General features: G+C 71.1%; 16 protein-coding genes. 11 read left to right on the forward strand and 5 right to left on the reverse strand.

Going from position 1 to position 16,728, the window contains the following annotated elements; translation table 11 throughout:
- Positions 1–59 precede the first annotated feature (59 nt).
- From ACHFIV_RS25300 to ACHFIV_RS25320, 5 genes are all read left to right on the forward strand, one after another.
- Complete coding sequence (locus tag ACHFIV_RS25300; protein WP_398973300.1) at positions 60–1,034, forward strand: hypothetical protein; 975 nt, start codon at positions 60–62, stop codon at positions 1,032–1,034.
- Positions 1,035–1,163: 129 nt separating this feature from the next.
- Positions 1,164–2,273, forward strand: coding sequence for a multiple monosaccharide ABC transporter substrate-binding protein (chvE, locus tag ACHFIV_RS25305; RefSeq protein WP_398973303.1), 1,110 nt, complete (start codon positions 1,164–1,166; stop codon positions 2,271–2,273).
- Between the two features lie 32 nt (positions 2,274–2,305).
- A complete protein-coding gene (gene mmsA, locus ACHFIV_RS25310; protein WP_398973305.1) occupies positions 2,306–3,856 on the forward strand; it encodes a multiple monosaccharide ABC transporter ATP-binding protein in 1,551 nt (516 codons plus the stop codon).
- The gene (gene mmsB / locus ACHFIV_RS25315; protein ID WP_398973307.1) at positions 3,853–5,097 is read left to right on the forward strand and encodes a multiple monosaccharide ABC transporter permease; all 1,245 of its coding nucleotides are present in this window, start codon (positions 3,853–3,855) and stop codon (positions 5,095–5,097) included. The genes mmsA and mmsB overlap by 4 nt, the downstream gene beginning before the upstream one ends.
- Positions 5,098–5,125: 28 nt before the next feature.
- Positions 5,126–6,283 (forward strand): aldose epimerase family protein, encoded by a 1,158-nt coding sequence (locus tag ACHFIV_RS25320; RefSeq protein WP_398973310.1) that lies wholly within the window; start codon positions 5,126–5,128, stop codon positions 6,281–6,283.
- Between the two features lie 63 nt (positions 6,284–6,346).
- On the opposite strand, the gene arfA is transcribed toward ACHFIV_RS25320, so the two are convergent.
- Together arfA and ACHFIV_RS25330 are read right to left on the reverse strand one after the other, a co-directional pair.
- Positions 6,347–7,864 carry an arabinosylfuranosidase ArfA gene (gene arfA, locus ACHFIV_RS25325; RefSeq protein ID WP_398973313.1) on the reverse strand — a complete coding sequence of 506 codons (1,518 nt, stop codon included), beginning with the start codon at positions 7,862–7,864 and terminating at the stop codon, positions 6,347–6,349.
- A 180-nt stretch (positions 7,865–8,044) separates the two neighbouring features.
- Positions 8,045–8,473, reverse strand: coding sequence for an organic hydroperoxide resistance protein (locus ACHFIV_RS25330; RefSeq protein WP_398973316.1), 429 nt, complete (start codon positions 8,471–8,473; stop codon positions 8,045–8,047).
- 124 nt (positions 8,474–8,597) lie between these two features.
- On the opposite strand from ACHFIV_RS25330, the gene ACHFIV_RS25335 reads away from it, so the two are divergent.
- Positions 8,598–9,068 carry an MSMEG_6728 family protein gene (locus ACHFIV_RS25335; RefSeq protein WP_398973318.1) on the forward strand — a complete coding sequence of 157 codons (471 nt, stop codon included), beginning with the start codon at positions 8,598–8,600 and terminating at the stop codon, positions 9,066–9,068.
- A gap of 112 nt (positions 9,069–9,180) precedes the next feature.
- Here ACHFIV_RS25335 and ACHFIV_RS25340 read toward each other — a convergent pair whose 3' ends face one another.
- Positions 9,181–10,200: an NADP-dependent oxidoreductase gene (locus ACHFIV_RS25340; RefSeq protein ID WP_398973320.1), complete on the reverse strand. Its 1,020-nt coding sequence runs from the start codon at positions 10,198–10,200 to the stop codon at positions 9,181–9,183.
- 115 nt (positions 10,201–10,315) lie between these two features.
- On the opposite strand from ACHFIV_RS25340, the gene ACHFIV_RS25345 reads away from it, so the two are divergent.
- On the forward strand, positions 10,316–10,750 hold the full coding sequence (locus ACHFIV_RS25345) for a MarR family winged helix-turn-helix transcriptional regulator (protein ID WP_398973323.1): 435 nt from the start codon (positions 10,316–10,318) through the stop codon (positions 10,748–10,750).
- A gap of 17 nt (positions 10,751–10,767) precedes the next feature.
- Here the strand turns inward: ACHFIV_RS25345 and ACHFIV_RS25350 are convergent, their stop codons facing one another.
- Complete coding sequence (locus ACHFIV_RS25350; protein ID WP_398973326.1) at positions 10,768–11,463, reverse strand: SCO2400 family protein; 696 nt, start codon at positions 11,461–11,463, stop codon at positions 10,768–10,770.
- 123 nt (positions 11,464–11,586) lie between these two features.
- Here ACHFIV_RS25350 and ACHFIV_RS25355 point away from each other — a divergent pair, with 123 nt between their 5' ends.
- The 3 genes from ACHFIV_RS25355 (at position 11,587) to ACHFIV_RS25365 (ending at position 14,852) form a co-directional block, all read left to right on the forward strand.
- Positions 11,587–12,159 (forward strand): hypothetical protein, encoded by a 573-nt coding sequence (locus ACHFIV_RS25355; protein ID WP_398973329.1) that lies wholly within the window; start codon positions 11,587–11,589, stop codon positions 12,157–12,159.
- Positions 12,160–12,292: 133 nt separating this feature from the next.
- Positions 12,293–13,330, forward strand: a complete 1,038-nt coding sequence (locus ACHFIV_RS25360) for a rod shape-determining protein (protein ID WP_398973332.1) — start codon at positions 12,293–12,295, stop codon at positions 13,328–13,330.
- Between the two features lie 16 nt (positions 13,331–13,346).
- On the forward strand, positions 13,347–14,852 hold the full coding sequence (locus ACHFIV_RS25365; protein WP_398973336.1) for a sensor histidine kinase: 1,506 nt from the start codon (positions 13,347–13,349) through the stop codon (positions 14,850–14,852).
- Here ACHFIV_RS25365 and ACHFIV_RS25370 read toward each other — a convergent pair.
- Positions 14,830–15,261: an Lrp/AsnC family transcriptional regulator gene (locus ACHFIV_RS25370; protein ID WP_014156425.1), complete on the reverse strand. Its 432-nt coding sequence runs from the start codon at positions 15,259–15,261 to the stop codon at positions 14,830–14,832. The genes ACHFIV_RS25365 and ACHFIV_RS25370 overlap by 23 nt on opposite strands.
- A 232-nt stretch (positions 15,262–15,493) precedes the next feature.
- Between ACHFIV_RS25370 and ACHFIV_RS25375 the strand changes: the two genes are divergently transcribed.
- Positions 15,494–16,633, forward strand: a complete 1,140-nt coding sequence (locus ACHFIV_RS25375) for a nitrate/nitrite transporter (protein ID WP_398973581.1) — start codon at positions 15,494–15,496, stop codon at positions 16,631–16,633.
- The last annotated feature ends 95 nt before the right edge of the window (positions 16,634–16,728 follow it).

Consider the following 16,728-nt stretch of genomic DNA (forward strand, 5'->3'; position numbering starts at 1 on the left):
ACCGGCGCACCCCCAAAGACCCGAATGTCGTCCGAAATACCGAACATGAAGGACCAGTCGTGAACGACGCCCCCGCCTCTTCCCCCGGCGCCCGCCGTCCCGGTGACCCCGCGCTCACCGCGCTCGGCCTCGGCCCGGCGCCGCTGTCCCCGGCCGACGCCTCTCCGCACTCCTTCCCCGACGGCGGGAGCTGGCGCACCGAGGTGCCGTCCGTGGAGGGTCCGGAGGCCCTCGGTGTCGTGCTCAAGGAGTCAGCGAGGCTCGACGTCCCGGTCCACCGCATCAGCCAGGGCAGCGGCATCTGGATGCTGACGGACGCGGAGATCACCGAGATGGTGGAGGGCTGCGCCGAGCGGGACATCGAGCTCTGCCTCTTCACGGGACCGCGCGGCACCTGGGACACGGGCGCCTCGGTCCGCACGGACTCCGGCGGCGCGGGTCTGCGCTCCCGTGGACACGACGCCCTGGCCGGCTGCGTCGAGGACGCCCTGCGCGCCACCGGGCTGGGCGTGAAGTGCCTGCTGGTGGCCGACGAGGGCGTGCTGTGGACCCTGCACCGGCTGCGTGAGCAGGGCACCCTGCCCGCGGACACCACCTTCAAGGTTTCGGCGCTCATCGGCCCGGTGAACCCGGCCTCCTACGCCGTGTTCGAGCAGCTCGGCGCCGACTCGATCAACATCCCGTCCGACCTGACGCCGGCCCAGTTCACCGAGATCCGCCGGGTCTCACGGGCTCCGATGGACATCTACATCGAGGCCCCGGACGACCTCGGCGGCTACGTGCGGATGTACGAGGTCGCCGAACTGGTCCGGCGCGGCGCGCCGCTGTACCTGAAGTTCGGCCTCTCCAAGTCCCCCGGCATCTACCCCTACGGCCAGCACCTCCGGGAACTGGCGCTGTCCACCGCCAAGGAGCGCGTGCGGCGCGGCCGGCTCGCGCTGGACCTGCTCGCGCGGCACGGGGCGGACGGGGGCATGGCTCCGCTCGGCAGCCGGCTGCCGGGCCCGCTCAACCGGTTCGGAATCCCGTCATAACGTTCCGGAAACGCGCTCCCCAGAACTGGACACAGCCGCGCACAATCCCACACACCCGTTCCCGGTCGATCCCCCGTCAGCGGTCCGGTACCCCGGACCGAGCACCGACCCACACCAAGGATGATGACCATGCGCAACCGCAGAGCCGCACTCGCCGCCGTCGCCTCCGCCGCCTCCCTCGCCCTGGCCCTGACCGCCTGCGGCCAGAACAGTGAGGGCGGCAGCGAGGAGGACAAGGGTGGCGCCGACGGCGCCACCATCGGTATCGCGATGCCGACCAAGTCCTCGGAGCGCTGGATCTCCGACGGCGCCAACGTCGTGAAGGAACTGAAGGCCAAGGGCTACAAGACCAAGCTGGTCTACGGTGAGGACGACCCCGACCAGCAGGTCTCACAGATCGAGAACATGATCACGCAGGGCGTGGACGCCCTGATCATCGCCGCCATCGACAACAAGTCCCTCGACAACGTGGTCCAGCAGGCCAAGGACTCCGACATCCCGGTGATCTCCTACGACCGGCTGATTCTCGGCACGGAGAACGTCGACTACTACGCCTCGTTCGACAACGAGAAGGTCGGCGAGCTCCAGGGCACGTACATCGCGGACAAGCTCGGCCTGACGGACGGCAAGAAGGGCCCCTTCAACATCGAGCTGTTCGCCGGCTCCAACGACGACAACAACACCAAGTACTTCTTCCAGGGCGCGATGAACGTCCTCAAGCCCTACATGGACAAGGGCGAGCTGGTCGTCAGGTCCAAGCAGACCGCGCTCAACCAGGTCACCACCCTGCGCTGGGACGGCGGCACCGCCCAGAAGCGCATGGACGACCTGCTGACGTCCACCTACCGCAGCACCGAGGTCGACGCCGTGCTCTCGCCGTACGACGGCATCTCCATCGGCATCCTCTCCGCCCTCAAGTCGGACGGTTACGGCTCCGAGGCCAAGCCCATGCCGGTGGTCACGGGTCAGGACGCGGAGCTCGCCTCCGTGAAGTCGATCATCGCGGGCGAGCAGACCCAGACCGTCTACAAGGACCTCCGCAAGCTCGCCAAGGTCGCCTCCAACATGGTCGAGGCCTCCCTGAACGACAAGAAGCCCGAGACCAACGACACCACGTCCTACGACAACGGCGTCAAGGTCGTCCCCGCCTACCTGCTCCAGCCGGTCAGCGTCGACAAGGCCAACTACAAGGAGGCCCTCGTGGACAACGGCCAGTACACCGAGAACGACCTCAAGTAACCGGGCCCCCTCAAGGATTGGAAGGCAAGACCATGGCGGGACCCGTCCTGGAAATGCGCTCGATCGTCAAGACCTTTCCCGGTGTCAAAGCGCTCTCGGACGTCACGCTGACGGTCCGTCAGGGCGAGGTCCACGCCATCTGCGGAGAGAACGGCGCCGGCAAGTCGACCCTGATGAAGGTGCTTTCCGGCGTCCATCCGCACGGCAGCTACGAAGGGGACATCCTCTTCGAGGGCGAGGCCTGCCGGTTCAAGGACATCCGCGCGAGCGAACAGCACGGCATCGTGATCATCCACCAGGAGCTGGCACTGGTGCCGTACCTCTCCATCGCGGAGAACATCTTCCTCGGCAACGAGCACGCCGCGCACGGACTGATCAACTGGAACGACACCCTCAGGCACGCCGGTGAACTGCTGCGCAGGGTCGGTCTCGACGAGCACCCCGAGACCCGCGTCGCCGACATCGGCGTCGGCAAGCAGCAGTTGGTGGAGATCGCCAAGGCACTGTCGAAGAAGGTGAAGCTGCTCATCCTCGACGAGCCGACGGCGGCGCTCAACGACGAGGACAGCGGCAAGCTCCTCGACCTGATCCTCCAGTTGAAGGAACAGGGCATGACCTCGATCATCATCTCGCACAAGCTGAACGAGATCCGCCGGGTCGCCGACTCGGTCACGATCATCCGCGACGGGCACTCCATCGAGACGCTCGACGTGAAGGCCGCGGAGACGACCGAGGACCGGATCATCAGCGGGATGGTCGGCCGCGACCTGGAGAACCGCTTCCCGGAGCGGACCCCGCACCACCCGGAGGAGGGCACCGCGCCCGCTCTGGAGATCCGCAACTGGACCGTGCACCACCCCATCGACCAGCAGCGCAAGGTCGTCGACGACGTCTCCATCGAGGTGCGGCGCGGCGAGATCGTCGGCATCGCCGGGCTCATGGGCGCCGGCCGCACCGAGCTGGCGATGAGTGTCTTCGGCCGCTCCTACGGCCGCTACGCGGGCGGCACCGTCCTCAGGGACGGCACCGAGATCCGTACCAGGTCCGTCCCCGAGGCGATCAGGCACGGCATCGCGTACGCCACCGAGGACCGCAAGCACTACGGCCTCAACCTCATCGACACCATCAACCGGAACATCTCGCTGACCGCCCTGGGCAAGGTCGCCAGGCGGGGCGTGGTCGACGAGCACGGGGAACGGCAGGTCGCCGAGGGCTTCCGCACGTCCATGAACATCAAGGCGCCGACCGTCTTCGAGCCGGTGGGCAAGCTGTCCGGCGGCAACCAGCAGAAGGTCGTCCTCAGCAAGTGGATCTTCGCGGGTCCCGAGGTGCTGATCCTGGACGAGCCCACGCGCGGCATCGACGTGGGCGCCAAGTACGAGATCTACACGGTCATCGACCAGCTGGCCGCCCAGGGCAAGGCGGTCGTCTTCATTTCCTCCGAACTGCCGGAACTGCTCGGCATGTGCGACCGCATCTACACGATGGCCGCGGGACGGCTGACGGGTGAGTTCCCACGGGCCGAGGCCTCGCAGGAAGCGCTGATGCGTCAGATGACGAAGGACAAAGAGGTAACGCGATGAGCACGGACCTGACCGCCAAGACCCCGGCACCCGTGCCGCCCGGCAGGGGCGGACCGGCCGCCGGTGACGGCCTGCTGCGGCTGATGCTCGGGGGCATGCGCCGGAACATGCGCCAGTACGGCATGCTGATGGCTCTCGGCCTGATCGTGGTGCTGTTCGCGGTGTGGACGGACGGCGACCTGCTGCTGCCGCGCAACGTCTCCAACCTGGTGCTCCAGAACAGCTACATCCTGATCCTCGCGATCGGCATGATGCTCGTCATCATCGCGGGTCACATCGACCTCTCGGTCGGCTCACTGACCGCCTTCATCGGCGCGATGGCCGCCGTGCTCATGGTCGAACACGACCTCCCCTGGCCGCTCGCGGTGGTGCTGTGCCTGGCCATCGGCGCCGTCGCTGGTGCGGTGCAGGGGTTCTTCATCGCCTACCTCGGCATACCGTCCTTCATCGTGACCCTGGCGGGCATGCTGCTCTTCCGCGGTCTGACGGAGATCTTCCTGAAGGGCCAGACCCTCGGCCCCTTCCCCAAGGACCTGCAGAAGATCGCCAACGGCTTCCTGCCCGAGGTGGGCCCCACCACCAACTACCACAACCTCACCCTGCTGCTGGGCTTCGCACTGATCGCCTTCGTGGTGATCCAGGAGGTACGCGACCGCAAGCGGCAGCAGGAGTTCGCCCTCGAGGTCCCGCCGGTCAAGCTGTTCCTGCTGAAGCTGGTCGCACTGGTCTCGGCCGTCCTCGTCGTCACGCTGCTGCTCGCCAGCTACAAGGGCGCCCCGGTCGTGCTGCTCATCCTCGGCGTGCTGGTCGTCGGCTTCGGCTACGTGATGCGCAACGCGATCGTCGGCCGCCACATCTACGCCATCGGCGGCAACCTGCCCGCGGCCAAGCTGTCGGGGGTCAAGGACAAGAAGGTCACCTTCCTGGTCTTCCTGAACATGGGCATGCTCGCGGCCCTGGCGGGCCTGGTCTTCGCGGCCCGCTTCAACGCGGCCTCGCCCAAGGCGGGCCTCAACTTCGAGCTGGAGGCCATCGCCGCCTCGTTCATCGGCGGCGCGTCGATGAGCGGCGGGGTCGGCACGGTCCTCGGCGCGATCATCGGCGGCCTGGTCCTGGGCGTGCTGAACAACGGTATGAACCTCGTCGGCATCGGCACGGACTGGCAGCAGGTCATCAAGGGCGCGGTGCTGCTGGCCGCGGTCGGCTTCGACGTGTGGAACAAGCGCAAGGTCGGCTCGTAACCTCCCCTCATCCCACAGGAGTTGTTTCATGACCGGAACCAGCAGACGCACCGTACTGGCGGCCACCGCCGCCGCCGGGCTCACCGTGGCGGCGGGCACCCCGTCCGCGCACGCCTCGGCCACCGGACGCACCCCGGTGAAGGAGCTCTTCGGCACGCTCGCCGACGGCACGAAGGTGCACCGCTGGACGCTCGCCAACGGCGGTACCCGGCTGAAGGTCCTCTCCTGGGGCGGCGTCGTCCAGTCCCTGGAGGTCCCGGACCGCAGGGGCCGGACGGCGAACGTCTCGCTCGGCTTCGCCGGCCTCGACGACTACGTCGCGAAGTCCCCGTACTTCGGGGCCCTGATCGGACGCTACGGCAACCGCATAGCCGAGGGGCGCTTCACTCTCGACGGCACCACGCACCAACTGCCCGTCAACGACGGCCCGAACAGCCTGCACGGCGGGGACCAGGGCTTCGACAAGCGGGTCTGGGACGTCGAGCCCTTCACCTCGCGCGGTGACGTCGGCCTGGTCCTGACGCGTACCAGCCCGGACGGCGAGGCCGGTTATCCGGGCAGGCTCGCCGTCCGCGTCGTCTACACCCTCACCTCCCGGGGCGAGTGGCGCATCGACTACGCGGCGACCACGGACCGCGCCACCGTCCTCAACCTGACCAGCCACACCTACTTCAACCTGGCGGGTGAGGGCAGCGGCAGCGTCGACGGTCATCTGCTGGAGCTGGCGGCCGCGCGTTACACGCCGGTCGGCTCGACACTCATCCCGACGGGCGAGCTCGCCCCGGTCGCGCGCACGCCCTTCGACTTCCGGCGGACCCGCGCCATCGGGGAGGCCGTCCGCACCCCGCACGAGCAGATCGGCTACGGGCAGGGGATCGACCACAACTACGTCCTGGACAAGGGCATCACGGCCCGCCCGGAGTACGCGCTGACCGTGACGGACCCCGGCTCCGGCCGGGTGATGAAGATGTACACGACGGAGCCCGGTATGCAGGTCTACACGGGGAACTTCCTCGACGGCACGCTGACCGGCACCTCGGGGCGGGTCTACCGCCAGGGCGACGCGTTCTGCCTGGAGTCCCAGCACTTCCCGGACTCCCCCAACCAGCCGTCGTTCCCCTCGACGGTGCTGCGGCCGGGTGACACCTACCGCTCGACGACGGTGCACGCCTTCTCGGCGCGCTGAGCGCCCCTCCCGGGACGCGGACGGCGCCCCTCCCCGGCCGGGGAGGGGCGCCGTCCGCCGTCGTCAGACCAGCCGGATCATGTTCCAGGACATCGGCTCCAGTACGGCCTTCAGCGTGCCGCCGGCCAGCTCGGTGCCCCGCGCCGCGTGCGGGACGACCCGCTCGGGTTCGGCGAGGGTGTTGCGGGCCTCCGGGTCGGCGTCCGCGACGACCTGGTGCTCGGCGACCCGGTCCAGACCCAGCCCGGCCAGGGCGACTTCGAGCGGCAGCACGGCATCCTGGCCGCGGTTGACGGCGAAGACGGTGACCGCACCCGTCTCCGGGTCCCGTACGGCGGTGGCGTGCAGGAGGTCGGCCTCGCCGTACTTCGCCGTCCCGTACGTGGGCGAGTCCACCCGTACGTCCAGGACCTGGCCCCGCCCGTACCGGGCCGCCTGGGCGAAGGGGAAGAAGGTGGTCTGCCGCCAGGCGGGCCCGCCGGGCTCGGTCATGATGGGCGCGATCACGTTGACCAACTGGGCGAGGCAGGCCACGGTCACCCGGTCCGCGTGGCGCAGCAGCGCGATGAGCAGGCTGCCGAAGACGACCGCGTCCGTGACGCTGTAGTTGTCCTCCAGCAGCCGTGGCGCCTCGGGCCAGTCGAGCGGGTTCTCCTGCGCGTCCTGCTGGTAGCGGCTCAGATACCAGACGTTCCACTCGTCGAAGGAGAGGTTGATCTTCTTCGTCGACTTGAGGCGCGCCCCCACGTGGTCGCAGGTCGCGACCACGCTCTCGATGAAGGACTCCATGTCCACGGCCGAGGCGAGGAAGGAGTCGCGGTCGCCGTCGGTCTCCTCGTAGTAGGCGTGCAGGGAGACGTAGTCGACGAGGTCGTAGGTCTCGGCGAGGACCGTGGCCTCCCATGCGGCGAAGGTCGGCATGGCGCGGCTGGAGGACCCGCAGGCGACGAGCTGGACGGACGGGTCGATCTGCCGCATGGCGCGCGCCGTCTCGGCCGCGAGCCGCCCGTACTCCTCGGCGGTCTTGTGGCCGGTCTGCCACGGCCCGTCCATCTCGTTGCCCAGGCACCAGAGCCTGATCCCGAAGGGGTCCTTGTCACCGTGGCCGACGCGGCGGTCGGAGAGCTCGGTCCCGGACGGGTGGTTGGCGTACTCCTGGAGCTGGATGGCCTCCTGGACGCCCCGGGTGCCGAGGTTGACCGCGAGCATCGGCTCGGCCTGCGGCCCGATCTTCCTCAGGAAGCCGATGTACTCGGAGAGGCCGAAACGATTCGTCTCGGTGGAGCGCCAGGCGAGGTCGAGACGGCGGGGGCGCTCGTCGGCTGGGCCGACGCTGTCCTCCCAGCGGTAGCCGGACACGAAGTTGCCGCCGGGGTAGCGGATGGCGGTGACACCGAGTTCACGGACGAGATCCAGGACGTCGGTGCGCAGTCCGGCCTCGTCCGCGGACGGGTGGCCCGGCTCGAAGATGCCGTCGTAGACGCAGCGGCCGAGGTGCTCGACGAAGGAGCCGAAGAGCCTGGGGTCGACGTCACCGACGGTGAAGGCCGGATCGAGGGTGAAGCGCGCGGTGCGGGTCATGGCTTCCTTCTCGTTCGATATATCGAATGCTGCTCGTAACCTCGAACGGGACCGTAGAGTTCAACCTCCCCGGCCGTCAATGCCTCCGCACGCTTCGACGGATGGAGCCGTACGCACACGCCGGAGGGCCGCACCCCGGTGACGGGATGCGGCCCTCGGACGGACGCGGTCAGGACGGGATCAGGCGACCGACAGCTCGACCTTGATGTTGCCCCGGGTGGCGTTCGAGTACGGGCACACCTGGTGCGCCTTCTCGATGAGCGCCTGGGCGGTCGCCGTGTCGACGCCGGGGATGGAGGCGCTGATCGCGACCTCGAGGCCGAAGCCCCCCGCCTCGGTCTTGCCGATGGAGACCGACGCGGTCACCGTCGAACCGGAGATGTCGGCCTTCTCCTGGCGGGCGACCACTCCGAGCGCTCCCTGGAAGCAGGCGCTGTAGCCGGCCGCGAAGAGCTGCTCGGGGTTGGTCCCCGCGCCGCTGCCGCCCATCTCCTTCGGCGGGTTGACGACGACGTCGAGCTTGCCGTCGTCGGTGGCGACCCGGCCGTCACGGCCGTTCTCCGCGGTGGCGACGGCGGTGTAGGCCACGTCGATGTTCTGGATGCTCATACGGGTGTTCCTCCTCTGGTGCGCCGCGACTCGCGCCCACGATCGCGACGGCCTGGACGGAGCCTAGCGGGTGACACCGCGTGAGCGGGACAGCCACCGGGCGCACATGGGATAGGCATGGACCATGCAGACATTCCTGCCGTACGCCGACTTCCGCCGGAGCGCCCTCACGCTGGACCCGCGACGGCTGGGCAAGCAGCGGGTCGAGGCGATCCAGGTCCTGCGCGGACTGACCGTCCCCGGCTACGGCTGGCGGCATCACCCCGCGGTCCGCATGTGGACCGGGTACGAGGAGGCCCTCGTGCGCTACGGCCTGGACATGTGCGCCGTGTGGACCGCCGAGGGCCGGGCGGACACCTGCGCGGCGACCCTGCGCGCGGATCTCGCCGCGTCGCTCGGGCTCGCCGCCGTCCGGTCCGACGCGGAACTCGCCGCGGCGGGCGAGCTCCCGCCGTGGCTGGGCGACGAGGCGTTGCACGAGAGCCATCGCTCCGCACTCGTGCGCAAGGACCCGGCCTACTACCGCCCGCTGTTCCCCGGCGTCCCGGACGACCTGCCGTACGTGTGGCCCCCCTCGGACCGCGGAGGGGCGTGACAGGGGGCTTCGCGGCCGGCCCCGCCCGTGACCGCCGAGGGCGCGGTGCGACCCCACCGCGCCCGGGACGGCGGTCACGGGCCCACGAGCGGTGCGGGGCCGGCGTGACCGGTCAGGCGTCCAGCGAGACGATCATCTTGCCGGTGTTCTCGCCGCGCAGCAGGCCGACGAAGGCGTCGTAGCCGTTCTCGATGCCCTTGACCGCCGTCTCGCGGTACTTGAGCTCGCCGGAGGCCAGCCAGCCGGCCACGTCCTTGACGAACTGCGGCTGGAGGTCGGCGTGGTCGCCGACCAGGATGCCCTGGAGGCGGAGCCGCTTGCCGATGACGAGCGCCAGGTTGCGCGGACCCGGCGTGGGCTCGGTGGCGTTGTACTGGGCGATCATTCCGCAGATGGTGGCGCGGCCGTGGACGTTGAACGCGGAGATCGCGGCCTCCAGGTGCTCACCGCCGACGTTGTCGAAGTAGACGTCGATGCCGTCGGGGGCGGCCTCGGCGAGCTGCTCGCGGACGGGGCCGTTCTTGTAGTTGAAGGCCGCGTCGAACCCGTACTCCTCGACGAGGAGCTTGACCTTCTCGTCGGAGCCGGCGGAGCCGATGACCCGGGAGGCACCCTTGATCTTCGCCATCTGCCCGACCTGGCTGCCGACCGCGCCGGCCGCGCCGGAGACGAAGACGGCGTCGCCCTCCTTGAAGGAGGCGACCTCGAAGAGGCCGGCGTAGGCCGTGAGCCCGGGCATGCCGAGCACACCGAGGTAGGCGGAGAGCGGGGCGATCGAGCCGTCGACCTTGACCGCGTGCTTGGCGGGGACGTCGGCGTACTCGCGCCAGCCGAGCCCGTGCAGGACGTGGTCGCCCACGGCGAAGCCCTCGGCGTTCGACGCAATGACCTCGCCGACCGCGCCGCCGTCCATGGGGTGGTCGAGCTTGAAGGGCGGGGTGTACGACTTCACGTCGTTCATCCGGCCGCGCATGTACGGGTCGACCGAGAAGTGGAGGTTGCGGACGAGGACGCGGCCCTCACCGGGAGCGGTCACCGGCGCCTCGCGCAGTGCGAAGTCCGAGGCCTCGGGCCAGCCGTGCGGTCGGGCGACGAGGTGCCATTCGCGGCTGGAGGTGGGAAGTGCAGACATGGGCTCGGGTTCTCCTCGGTGTCGTACGGGAGCGGGAAGCCGGAAGCTTCAGGACCTGAAACAACCATGCGTCCAGATATTTCACCTTGTCAAGTAATTCGGTACCCTGGGTGTCATGGCCACCTCGCGCACGGACCCGCTCACCCTCGACGTCATCCAGCTCATCGGCGGTGTCGTGGCGCGCTACCACGAGGAGTACGACCGGGCCGCCGCCGCGCACGCGCTGACCGGCGCACAGGCCAGGGTGCTCGGGCTGCTCTCCCTGGAGCCGATGCCCATGCGCAAGGTTGCCCGGAAACTGAAGTGCGAACCGTCCAACATCACCGGCATAGTCGACCGGCTCGAACTCCGCGGCCTGGTCGAACGGCGCCCGGACCCGGCCGACCGGAGGGTGAAGCTCGCCGCTCCGACCGAGGAGGGTGTGCGGACCGCCCGTCAGCTGCGCGAGGCGCTGGACTTCGCCCGGGAGCCCCTGGCCGAGCTGTCGGAGTCGGAGCGGACGGTGCTGCGCGACCTGCTGCGCAGGATGGTCGGCGAGGAGGACGCCTGACCGGCTTCCTCACCGCGTCAGGCGCAGAAGATCCACCAGCAGGACTCCGTCGGCGACGGACTGGGCGCCGGGTCCTCCGAGGGCTCGGGCGACGGCGACGACGGTCGCGCGGTCGGCTCACCGGAGCCCGAGGGCTCGGCCGGACCTTCCGTCTCCTCCGGGGACCCGGACGTGGGGACCGACGGCGAGGGGTCCGCCGGGGCGGCGGACGAGGGGGACGCGCTCGGCTCCGCGGAGCGGGAGGGACCGCCCGAGGCCGTCGCGGAGTGCGAGTCGGTGACCGGCACGACGGTGGGCACGTCCGCCGGACCGGGGTCCTCGGGCTCCGCGCTCGGAGAGGCGGACGGCAGGGACCCGGTGGCAAAGGACGTGGCCTCGCTCACGTACTCCGAGGCGCCGCCGTCACCCCCGGGTTCCATGGCCAGCTCGGCCAGGCTCAGAGCCCCCAGCGCCAGCACGAGCCCCGCCGCCGTCAGCAGCAGCGTGCGGCCTCGCCGCCGGTGCGTACGGCGGCCACGCCCGCGGGCGGCCGGCCGGACGCGACGGCGGTGGCCCACCCGCCCGGAGGCGTCCGGGGTCTCACCGGCGGTCGCGGTGTCATGTGCCGGGGGGCCCACGACGGCATAGGGGACCAGCGCGTCGGCCGGGGTCCCGCAACCCGCGCAGGCCAGCGCCCCGTTCAGGTGCCGTCGGCACGGGTGGCAGTAATCCATGGCGCCCGCAGACTAGACGCGCGGAGAACGGCACAGGAAGCCGCACAGGTGAGGATCCTGTGTGGAATCCCGGACTCCGGGGCGCGCCGTCCGATGAGCGCGACACGCGGCAGGATGAGCCCCATGACCGCTCCCGCCCCGTTCGGGCCGCTCCAGTTCCAGCTCGTCCTGCTGCGCCGGATGGCCGACCACCGGCCGGACCTCGTCGAGGAAGCCCGCCACGAACTGAGCGCCTCCCTCGCCGACATGCGGGAGGCGAACCGCCGCTGGCAGGCGATGCTGCGCGCCCCGCGCGGCCGGGGCGCGCTGCGCCGCTACCGCTCGGTCCTGGGCGAGCCCGAGTCGTCCGTACGCCGCACGGTCGGCGACCTGGAGTGCGACGCGCTGCTGTGGCGGCTGCCGCTCTGGCCGGACCTGCGGTTCGAGGTGATGGCTGGCCCCGGCGGGGCCGTGTGGAACGAATGGCTGGTCCGGGCCCCGGGCGCGGCGGGTCCCGGGCTGCGTACGGCCGCCGACCTGCGCCCGTGGTCCTGCACCGTGGACGAGGTGGCCAGGGCCTTCGCCCCGGCGCGTCCCATGGAGGGCAGCGCGCCGACCCGCTGGGCACTGGCCTTCACCGACCCGGACGGCGGGCGGCCCTGTGTCGCCGAGTTCACCTGGGGGCTGTTCCAGCGGCTGCTGCCCGGCGGCGCCTGACATCTGTCGCCCCGTCAGCCCGGTGTCCCCCCTACGGCTCACCCAGCGCGCGCCGCCCCCACGACGGCGCGACGATGCCAGGACAGCCGGCGGCCGCCGGTGCCCTCCGCCAGCGCTCCCGGGAGAATCTGCCGTGACCGTCAGTCTCGAACAGTTGCGCCGTTGCCATGTCGCCGTCGATCTCGGGGCCGCCAGGACCCGGGTGTACGTCAAGGGAGTGGGACTCGTCGTCGACGAGCCCAGCGTGGCCGCCGTGAACACGCGCACCGGTTCGCTCATCGCCGTGGGGACGCTCGCCGAACAGATGACCGGCCGGACGCCGGCGTACATCCGGGTCGCCCGTCCGGTCTCCGGCGGCACCGTCGTCGACATCGACATGGCCCAGCGCATGCTGCGCCATCTGCTCGGCGAGAAGCTCCGCCGCCAGCTGCGGCGCAAGCCCCGGCTGCGGGCCGCGGCCTGCGTCCCGCACGACGCCGATCCGCTCGCCCAGCGGGCGGCCGTCGAGACCCTCGTCGGGCTCGGCGCCCGGCGGGTGGAGCTCGTGGACACCCTGATCGCCGCGGCCATCGGCTGCGGACTGCCGGTCGAGCAGCCGACCGCCACCATGATCATGGTGTGCGGGGCGGCCACCACCCAGATCGCCGTGCTCTCGCTCGGCTCGATCGTGACGGCCGTACGCATCCCGATCGGCGGTGAGGCCATCGACAACGCGGTCATCCAGCACCTGCGCCAGCACCACGAGCTGATGCTGCCCAGCCAGTCGGTGCGCCCCCTGCAACTGGCGCTCCGGGGCAACGGCCTCACCCTCAACGGCCCGGCGGTGACGGAGATCCACGGCCGTGACGTGGCGACCGGCCTGGCCCGCTCGGTGCAGGTCGACACCGCCGCCGTACGCCAGGCGATCCACACCCCGCTCACCGCGGTGCTCGACGGGCTGGGCAAGGTGCTCCGCGACTGCCCGCCCGACCTGGTGGCCGACATCGCGGAGGCCGGGATCATGATGGTCGGCGGCAGCGCCCTGCTGCCGGGCCTCGACCAGATGCTGCGCGACGCGACGGGCGTCCCGGTGACCATCGCCGACCGGCCCGACGTGTGCTCCGTGCTGGGGCTCGGCGCGATGCTGGACGGCACGGTGCAGCCGCTGGCCCTCGCCCCGATCGCACGCTGAGAGCCGGCGGCCCCCGGTGGCGGGCGCGGGCCTCGACCTGCGGACCACCCTCCAGCACATCGTGGACACCGCCACGGCGCTGGGCGGGGCGCGCTACGGCGCCCTCGCCCTCCTCCACGGGGAGGACCGCCATGTCACCGACCTGTTCACCACCGGTATGTCCGACAGCGAACGCCGTGCCGCGGGCCCGCTCCTCCACGGGCGCACCGGTGCCCTCGGGACCCTCGTGGACGACGCGCGGGCCGTGCGCGTCGATGATCTGACGGCCGGTCCGCGCCCGTGGACCACGCGGCCCGCCCCGCTGCCGGTGCGCTCGTTCACCGGGGCTCCCGTCCGGGTGCACACCGAGGTGCTCGGCATCCTCTGCCTCGCCGCGGAGGAGCCGGGGCACTTCACGGAGACCGAGCCGGCGCTGTTGCGGCTGCTCGCCTCCCAGGCGGCCGCGGCGATCGGAGGCGCCCACCTGTCCGAGGCGGCGCGGCAGCGTGAGCACTGGATCGAGGGGGCCGCCGCCGTCACCCGGGCACTGCTGACCGGAGCGGGTACGACGGACGCCCTGACGACCGTCGCCGAGCGGGCCAGGGTACTGGCGGGCGCGGCGGCGGGGGTGATCCTCCAGCCGACGCCGGGCGGCGGGATGGAGATCGTCGCCGCCTCCACCCCCGACGATCCCGCCGGCCTCGTCGGCACGGCCATCGAGCCGGGCTCCCCCGTCCTCGTCCAGCTGCTGGGCGGCGAGGAGGTCTTCATCGAGGACTCCGCGACGGACGAGCGGATGACGACCCCGGTCCGGTCCCGCTTCGGCCCCAGCATGATGCTGCCGCTGCAGAGCGGGGGCAGGCTCATCGGCACCCTCGCTCTCCCCCGGAGGCGCGGCGGGGCTCCCTACACGGCGACGGACCGGCTGCTCGCCTCCCAGTTCGCCTCCCAGGCCGCGCTGGCCCTCGTGATGGCCGACGCACAGCACTACCGGGAGCAGCTGGCGGTCTACGAGGACCGCGACCGCATCGCCCGCGATCTCCACGACCTCGTCGTGCAGCGGCTGTTCGCGACGGAGATGATGCTGGAGTCGACCCGCCGCAAGGACCTGGCGGGCGACACGGAGACCGCCGGGCTGCTCGCCAAGGCGGTCGACGAACTGGACTCCACCATCCAGGAGGTGAGGACCGCGATCTTCGCGCTCCAGCAGCCCCCGGCGGAGGTCCCCACGACCTTCCGCGGCCGGGTCCTGCGTGAGACGGGCGGCGCGGCGGCGGTGCTCGGCTTCCAGCCGTCGGTCCAGTTCACCGGCGCGGTGGACGCCCTGGTGACCGAGCCGGTGGACGGCGAGCTCCTCGACGTGCTGCGCGGGGCCCTGGCCGCGGCGCACCGGCGGACGGGTGTGTCGGCCGTCGAGGTGGAGGTCGACGCGGCGGCGCGCCTGCCCGACGGACGTGCGGCGGTACGGCTCGTGGTCGCGGACGACGGGCGCGCCGAGGACGGCACCCGGTCGCCGACGGTCACCTGGCAGGCGCCGCTCTGAGCGCGATCCGCGTGTTGGAGTGGGCCACGCCCGCGTCCTTCTTGAGCCGGCGCAGAAGCGTGTCCAGGGAACCGGGGTCGGCCGCCGTGGCGCGTACGAGGTAGTCGTGGCCACCCGTCACGTGCACCACCTCGGTGATGCCGGGGAGGGTGAGCACCGAGCGTTCGAACTCCTCGTTCGTCGTGTCCAGACGCAGCGACACGTCGATGAAGACGACGAGGCCCGAACGGGTGTCGGCGGCCGGGTCGACGATGACCGTGAAGCCGCGGATCACCCCGTCGCGGCGCATACGGCGCACACGGTCGCCCGCCGCGTTGGCACTGAGGCCCACGCGCACACCCAGATCGCGGTACGAGATCCGGGCGTCCTCCTGGAGAATGCCGAGGATCTCTCTGTCCAGCCGGTCCATACCGGCGATTGTCGCAGCCCGGTGCGGGAAGCGGCGGACGAGCGGCCCCTCCAGGGGGCGCGGACGGGCCCTCCGCCCATGGGGCGTCTGCCGTGCGGGGGCTTACCCGGATGGCCCAGTCCGCCGTGCCGCGCCCCCTCCCCGACTCTTGACTGACGGTGTGGACACCATCGACAGGCACACCCCCGCACCGGACCGGAAGCAGTCAGCCGCCGCCTACCGGAACCTGGTCATGGCCACGATCGGGTTCACCCTCACCTTCTGGGCGTGGAACCTGATCTCCCCGCTGTCGGGTGAGTTCAAGGACCGGCTGGGCCTGAGCTCCTTCCAGCAGTCGCTGCTGGTCGCGGTACCCGTGCTCGTCGGCTCGCTCGGCCGCATCCCGGCGGGGGCACTGACCGACAAGTACGGCGCCAGGCTGATGTTCCCCGCCGTGTCGGCCCTTACCGTCGTCCCGGTGCTGCTGCTCATCCCGGCGAGGGACTCCTACGGGGCGATGCTGGCCGTCGGCTTCCTGCTCGGGCTGGGCGGGACGACCTTCGCGATCGGTATCCCCCTGGTCAACTCCTGGTTCCCGCCCTCGAAGAGGGGGCTCGCGCTCGGGGTGTTCGGGATGGGCATGGGCGGCGTGGCGCTGTCCGGCTACTTCACTCCGCGCATCGCCGAGCACAGCGAGAACCTGCCCTTCTGGATCGTCGCCGGCGCGCTGCTGGTCTACTCGGCCCTCGCGGCGGTCCTCGTCACCGACCACCCGGGCCGGAAGGCCCCGGCGGACTCGCTGGGGCACCGGCTGGGGCAGGCGGGCCGGCTGCGGGTGACCTGGGAGCTGTCCGCGCTCTACGCGATCGGCTTCGGCGGCATCGTCGCCTTCGGGGTGTACCTGCCGACGTATCTGAAGACCTGGTACGAGATGTCGCCGACCGAGGCGGGCACCAAGGCGGCGGGGTTCGCCCTGGTCACGGTCGTGTTCCGGCCGGTCGGCGGCTGGCTGTCGGACCGGTTCCACCCCGCCATGGTCACGGCCGGGGCTCTGCTGCTGGCGGCGCTCATGGCCGTCGTCCAGGCCTTCGACCCGCCGCTGGATCCGCTCGGCACGGTCGCGCTGCTGTGCATGGCGGCGGGGCTGGGCACCGCGAGCGGCAGTGTCTTCGCCCTGGTCTCGCAGGTGACACCGCAGGCGAAGGTGGGCAGTGTGACCGGCATCGTCGGCGCGATGGGCGGGCTCGGCGGATTCGTGCCGCCGCTGGTCATGGGGGCGATCTACAGCGCCAAGGACTCGTACTCCATCGGGTTCATGCTGCTCTCCGACCTGGCACTGGCGGGAGCGGTGTACTCCTACGGCCGGATGCGGACGATCCGGCGGGACGGCTGACCGCGCGGCGGGGCGTCGTGGTCCGGGCGTCGTGGTCCGGGCGTCTAGCCGGGCGTCGTGGTCCGGGTGCCGTGGGCCGGGTGGGACTGTGCCGG

It is taken from the genome of Streptomyces sp. ALB3, assembly GCF_044385685.1.
GTDB lineage: Bacteria > Actinomycetota > Actinomycetes > Streptomycetales > Streptomycetaceae > Streptomyces.

Excerpts from the sequence above, each read along its gene's own strand:
- ACHFIV_RS25320 (WP_398973310.1), top strand. The coding sequence starts at position 5,126 with ATGACCGGAACCAGCAGACGCACCGTACTGGCGGCCACCGCCGCCGCC.
- ACHFIV_RS25330 (WP_398973316.1), bottom strand. The coding sequence starts at position 8,473 with ATGAGCATCCAGAACATCGACGTGGCCTACACCGCCGTCGCCACCGCG.
- chvE (WP_398973303.1), top strand. The coding sequence starts at position 1,164 with ATGCGCAACCGCAGAGCCGCACTCGCCGCCGTCGCCTCCGCCGCCTCC.
- ACHFIV_RS25370 (WP_014156425.1), bottom strand. The coding sequence starts at position 15,261 with ATGGACCGGCTGGACAGAGAGATCCTCGGCATTCTCCAGGAGGACGCC.
- arfA (WP_398973313.1), bottom strand. The coding sequence starts at position 7,864 with ATGACCCGCACCGCGCGCTTCACCCTCGATCCGGCCTTCACCGTCGGT.
- ACHFIV_RS25375 (WP_398973581.1), top strand. The coding sequence starts at position 15,494 with ATGGCCACGATCGGGTTCACCCTCACCTTCTGGGCGTGGAACCTGATC.
- mmsB (WP_398973307.1), top strand. The coding sequence starts at position 3,853 with ATGAGCACGGACCTGACCGCCAAGACCCCGGCACCCGTGCCGCCCGGC.
- ACHFIV_RS25345 (WP_398973323.1), top strand. The coding sequence starts at position 10,316 with ATGGCCACCTCGCGCACGGACCCGCTCACCCTCGACGTCATCCAGCTC.
- mmsA (WP_398973305.1), top strand. The coding sequence starts at position 2,306 with ATGGCGGGACCCGTCCTGGAAATGCGCTCGATCGTCAAGACCTTTCCC.
- ACHFIV_RS25340 (WP_398973320.1), bottom strand. The coding sequence starts at position 10,200 with ATGTCTGCACTTCCCACCTCCAGCCGCGAATGGCACCTCGTCGCCCGA.
- ACHFIV_RS25350 (WP_398973326.1), bottom strand. The coding sequence starts at position 11,463 with ATGGATTACTGCCACCCGTGCCGACGGCACCTGAACGGGGCGCTGGCC.
- ACHFIV_RS25355 (WP_398973329.1), top strand. The coding sequence starts at position 11,587 with ATGACCGCTCCCGCCCCGTTCGGGCCGCTCCAGTTCCAGCTCGTCCTG.
- ACHFIV_RS25335 (WP_398973318.1), top strand. The coding sequence starts at position 8,598 with ATGCAGACATTCCTGCCGTACGCCGACTTCCGCCGGAGCGCCCTCACG.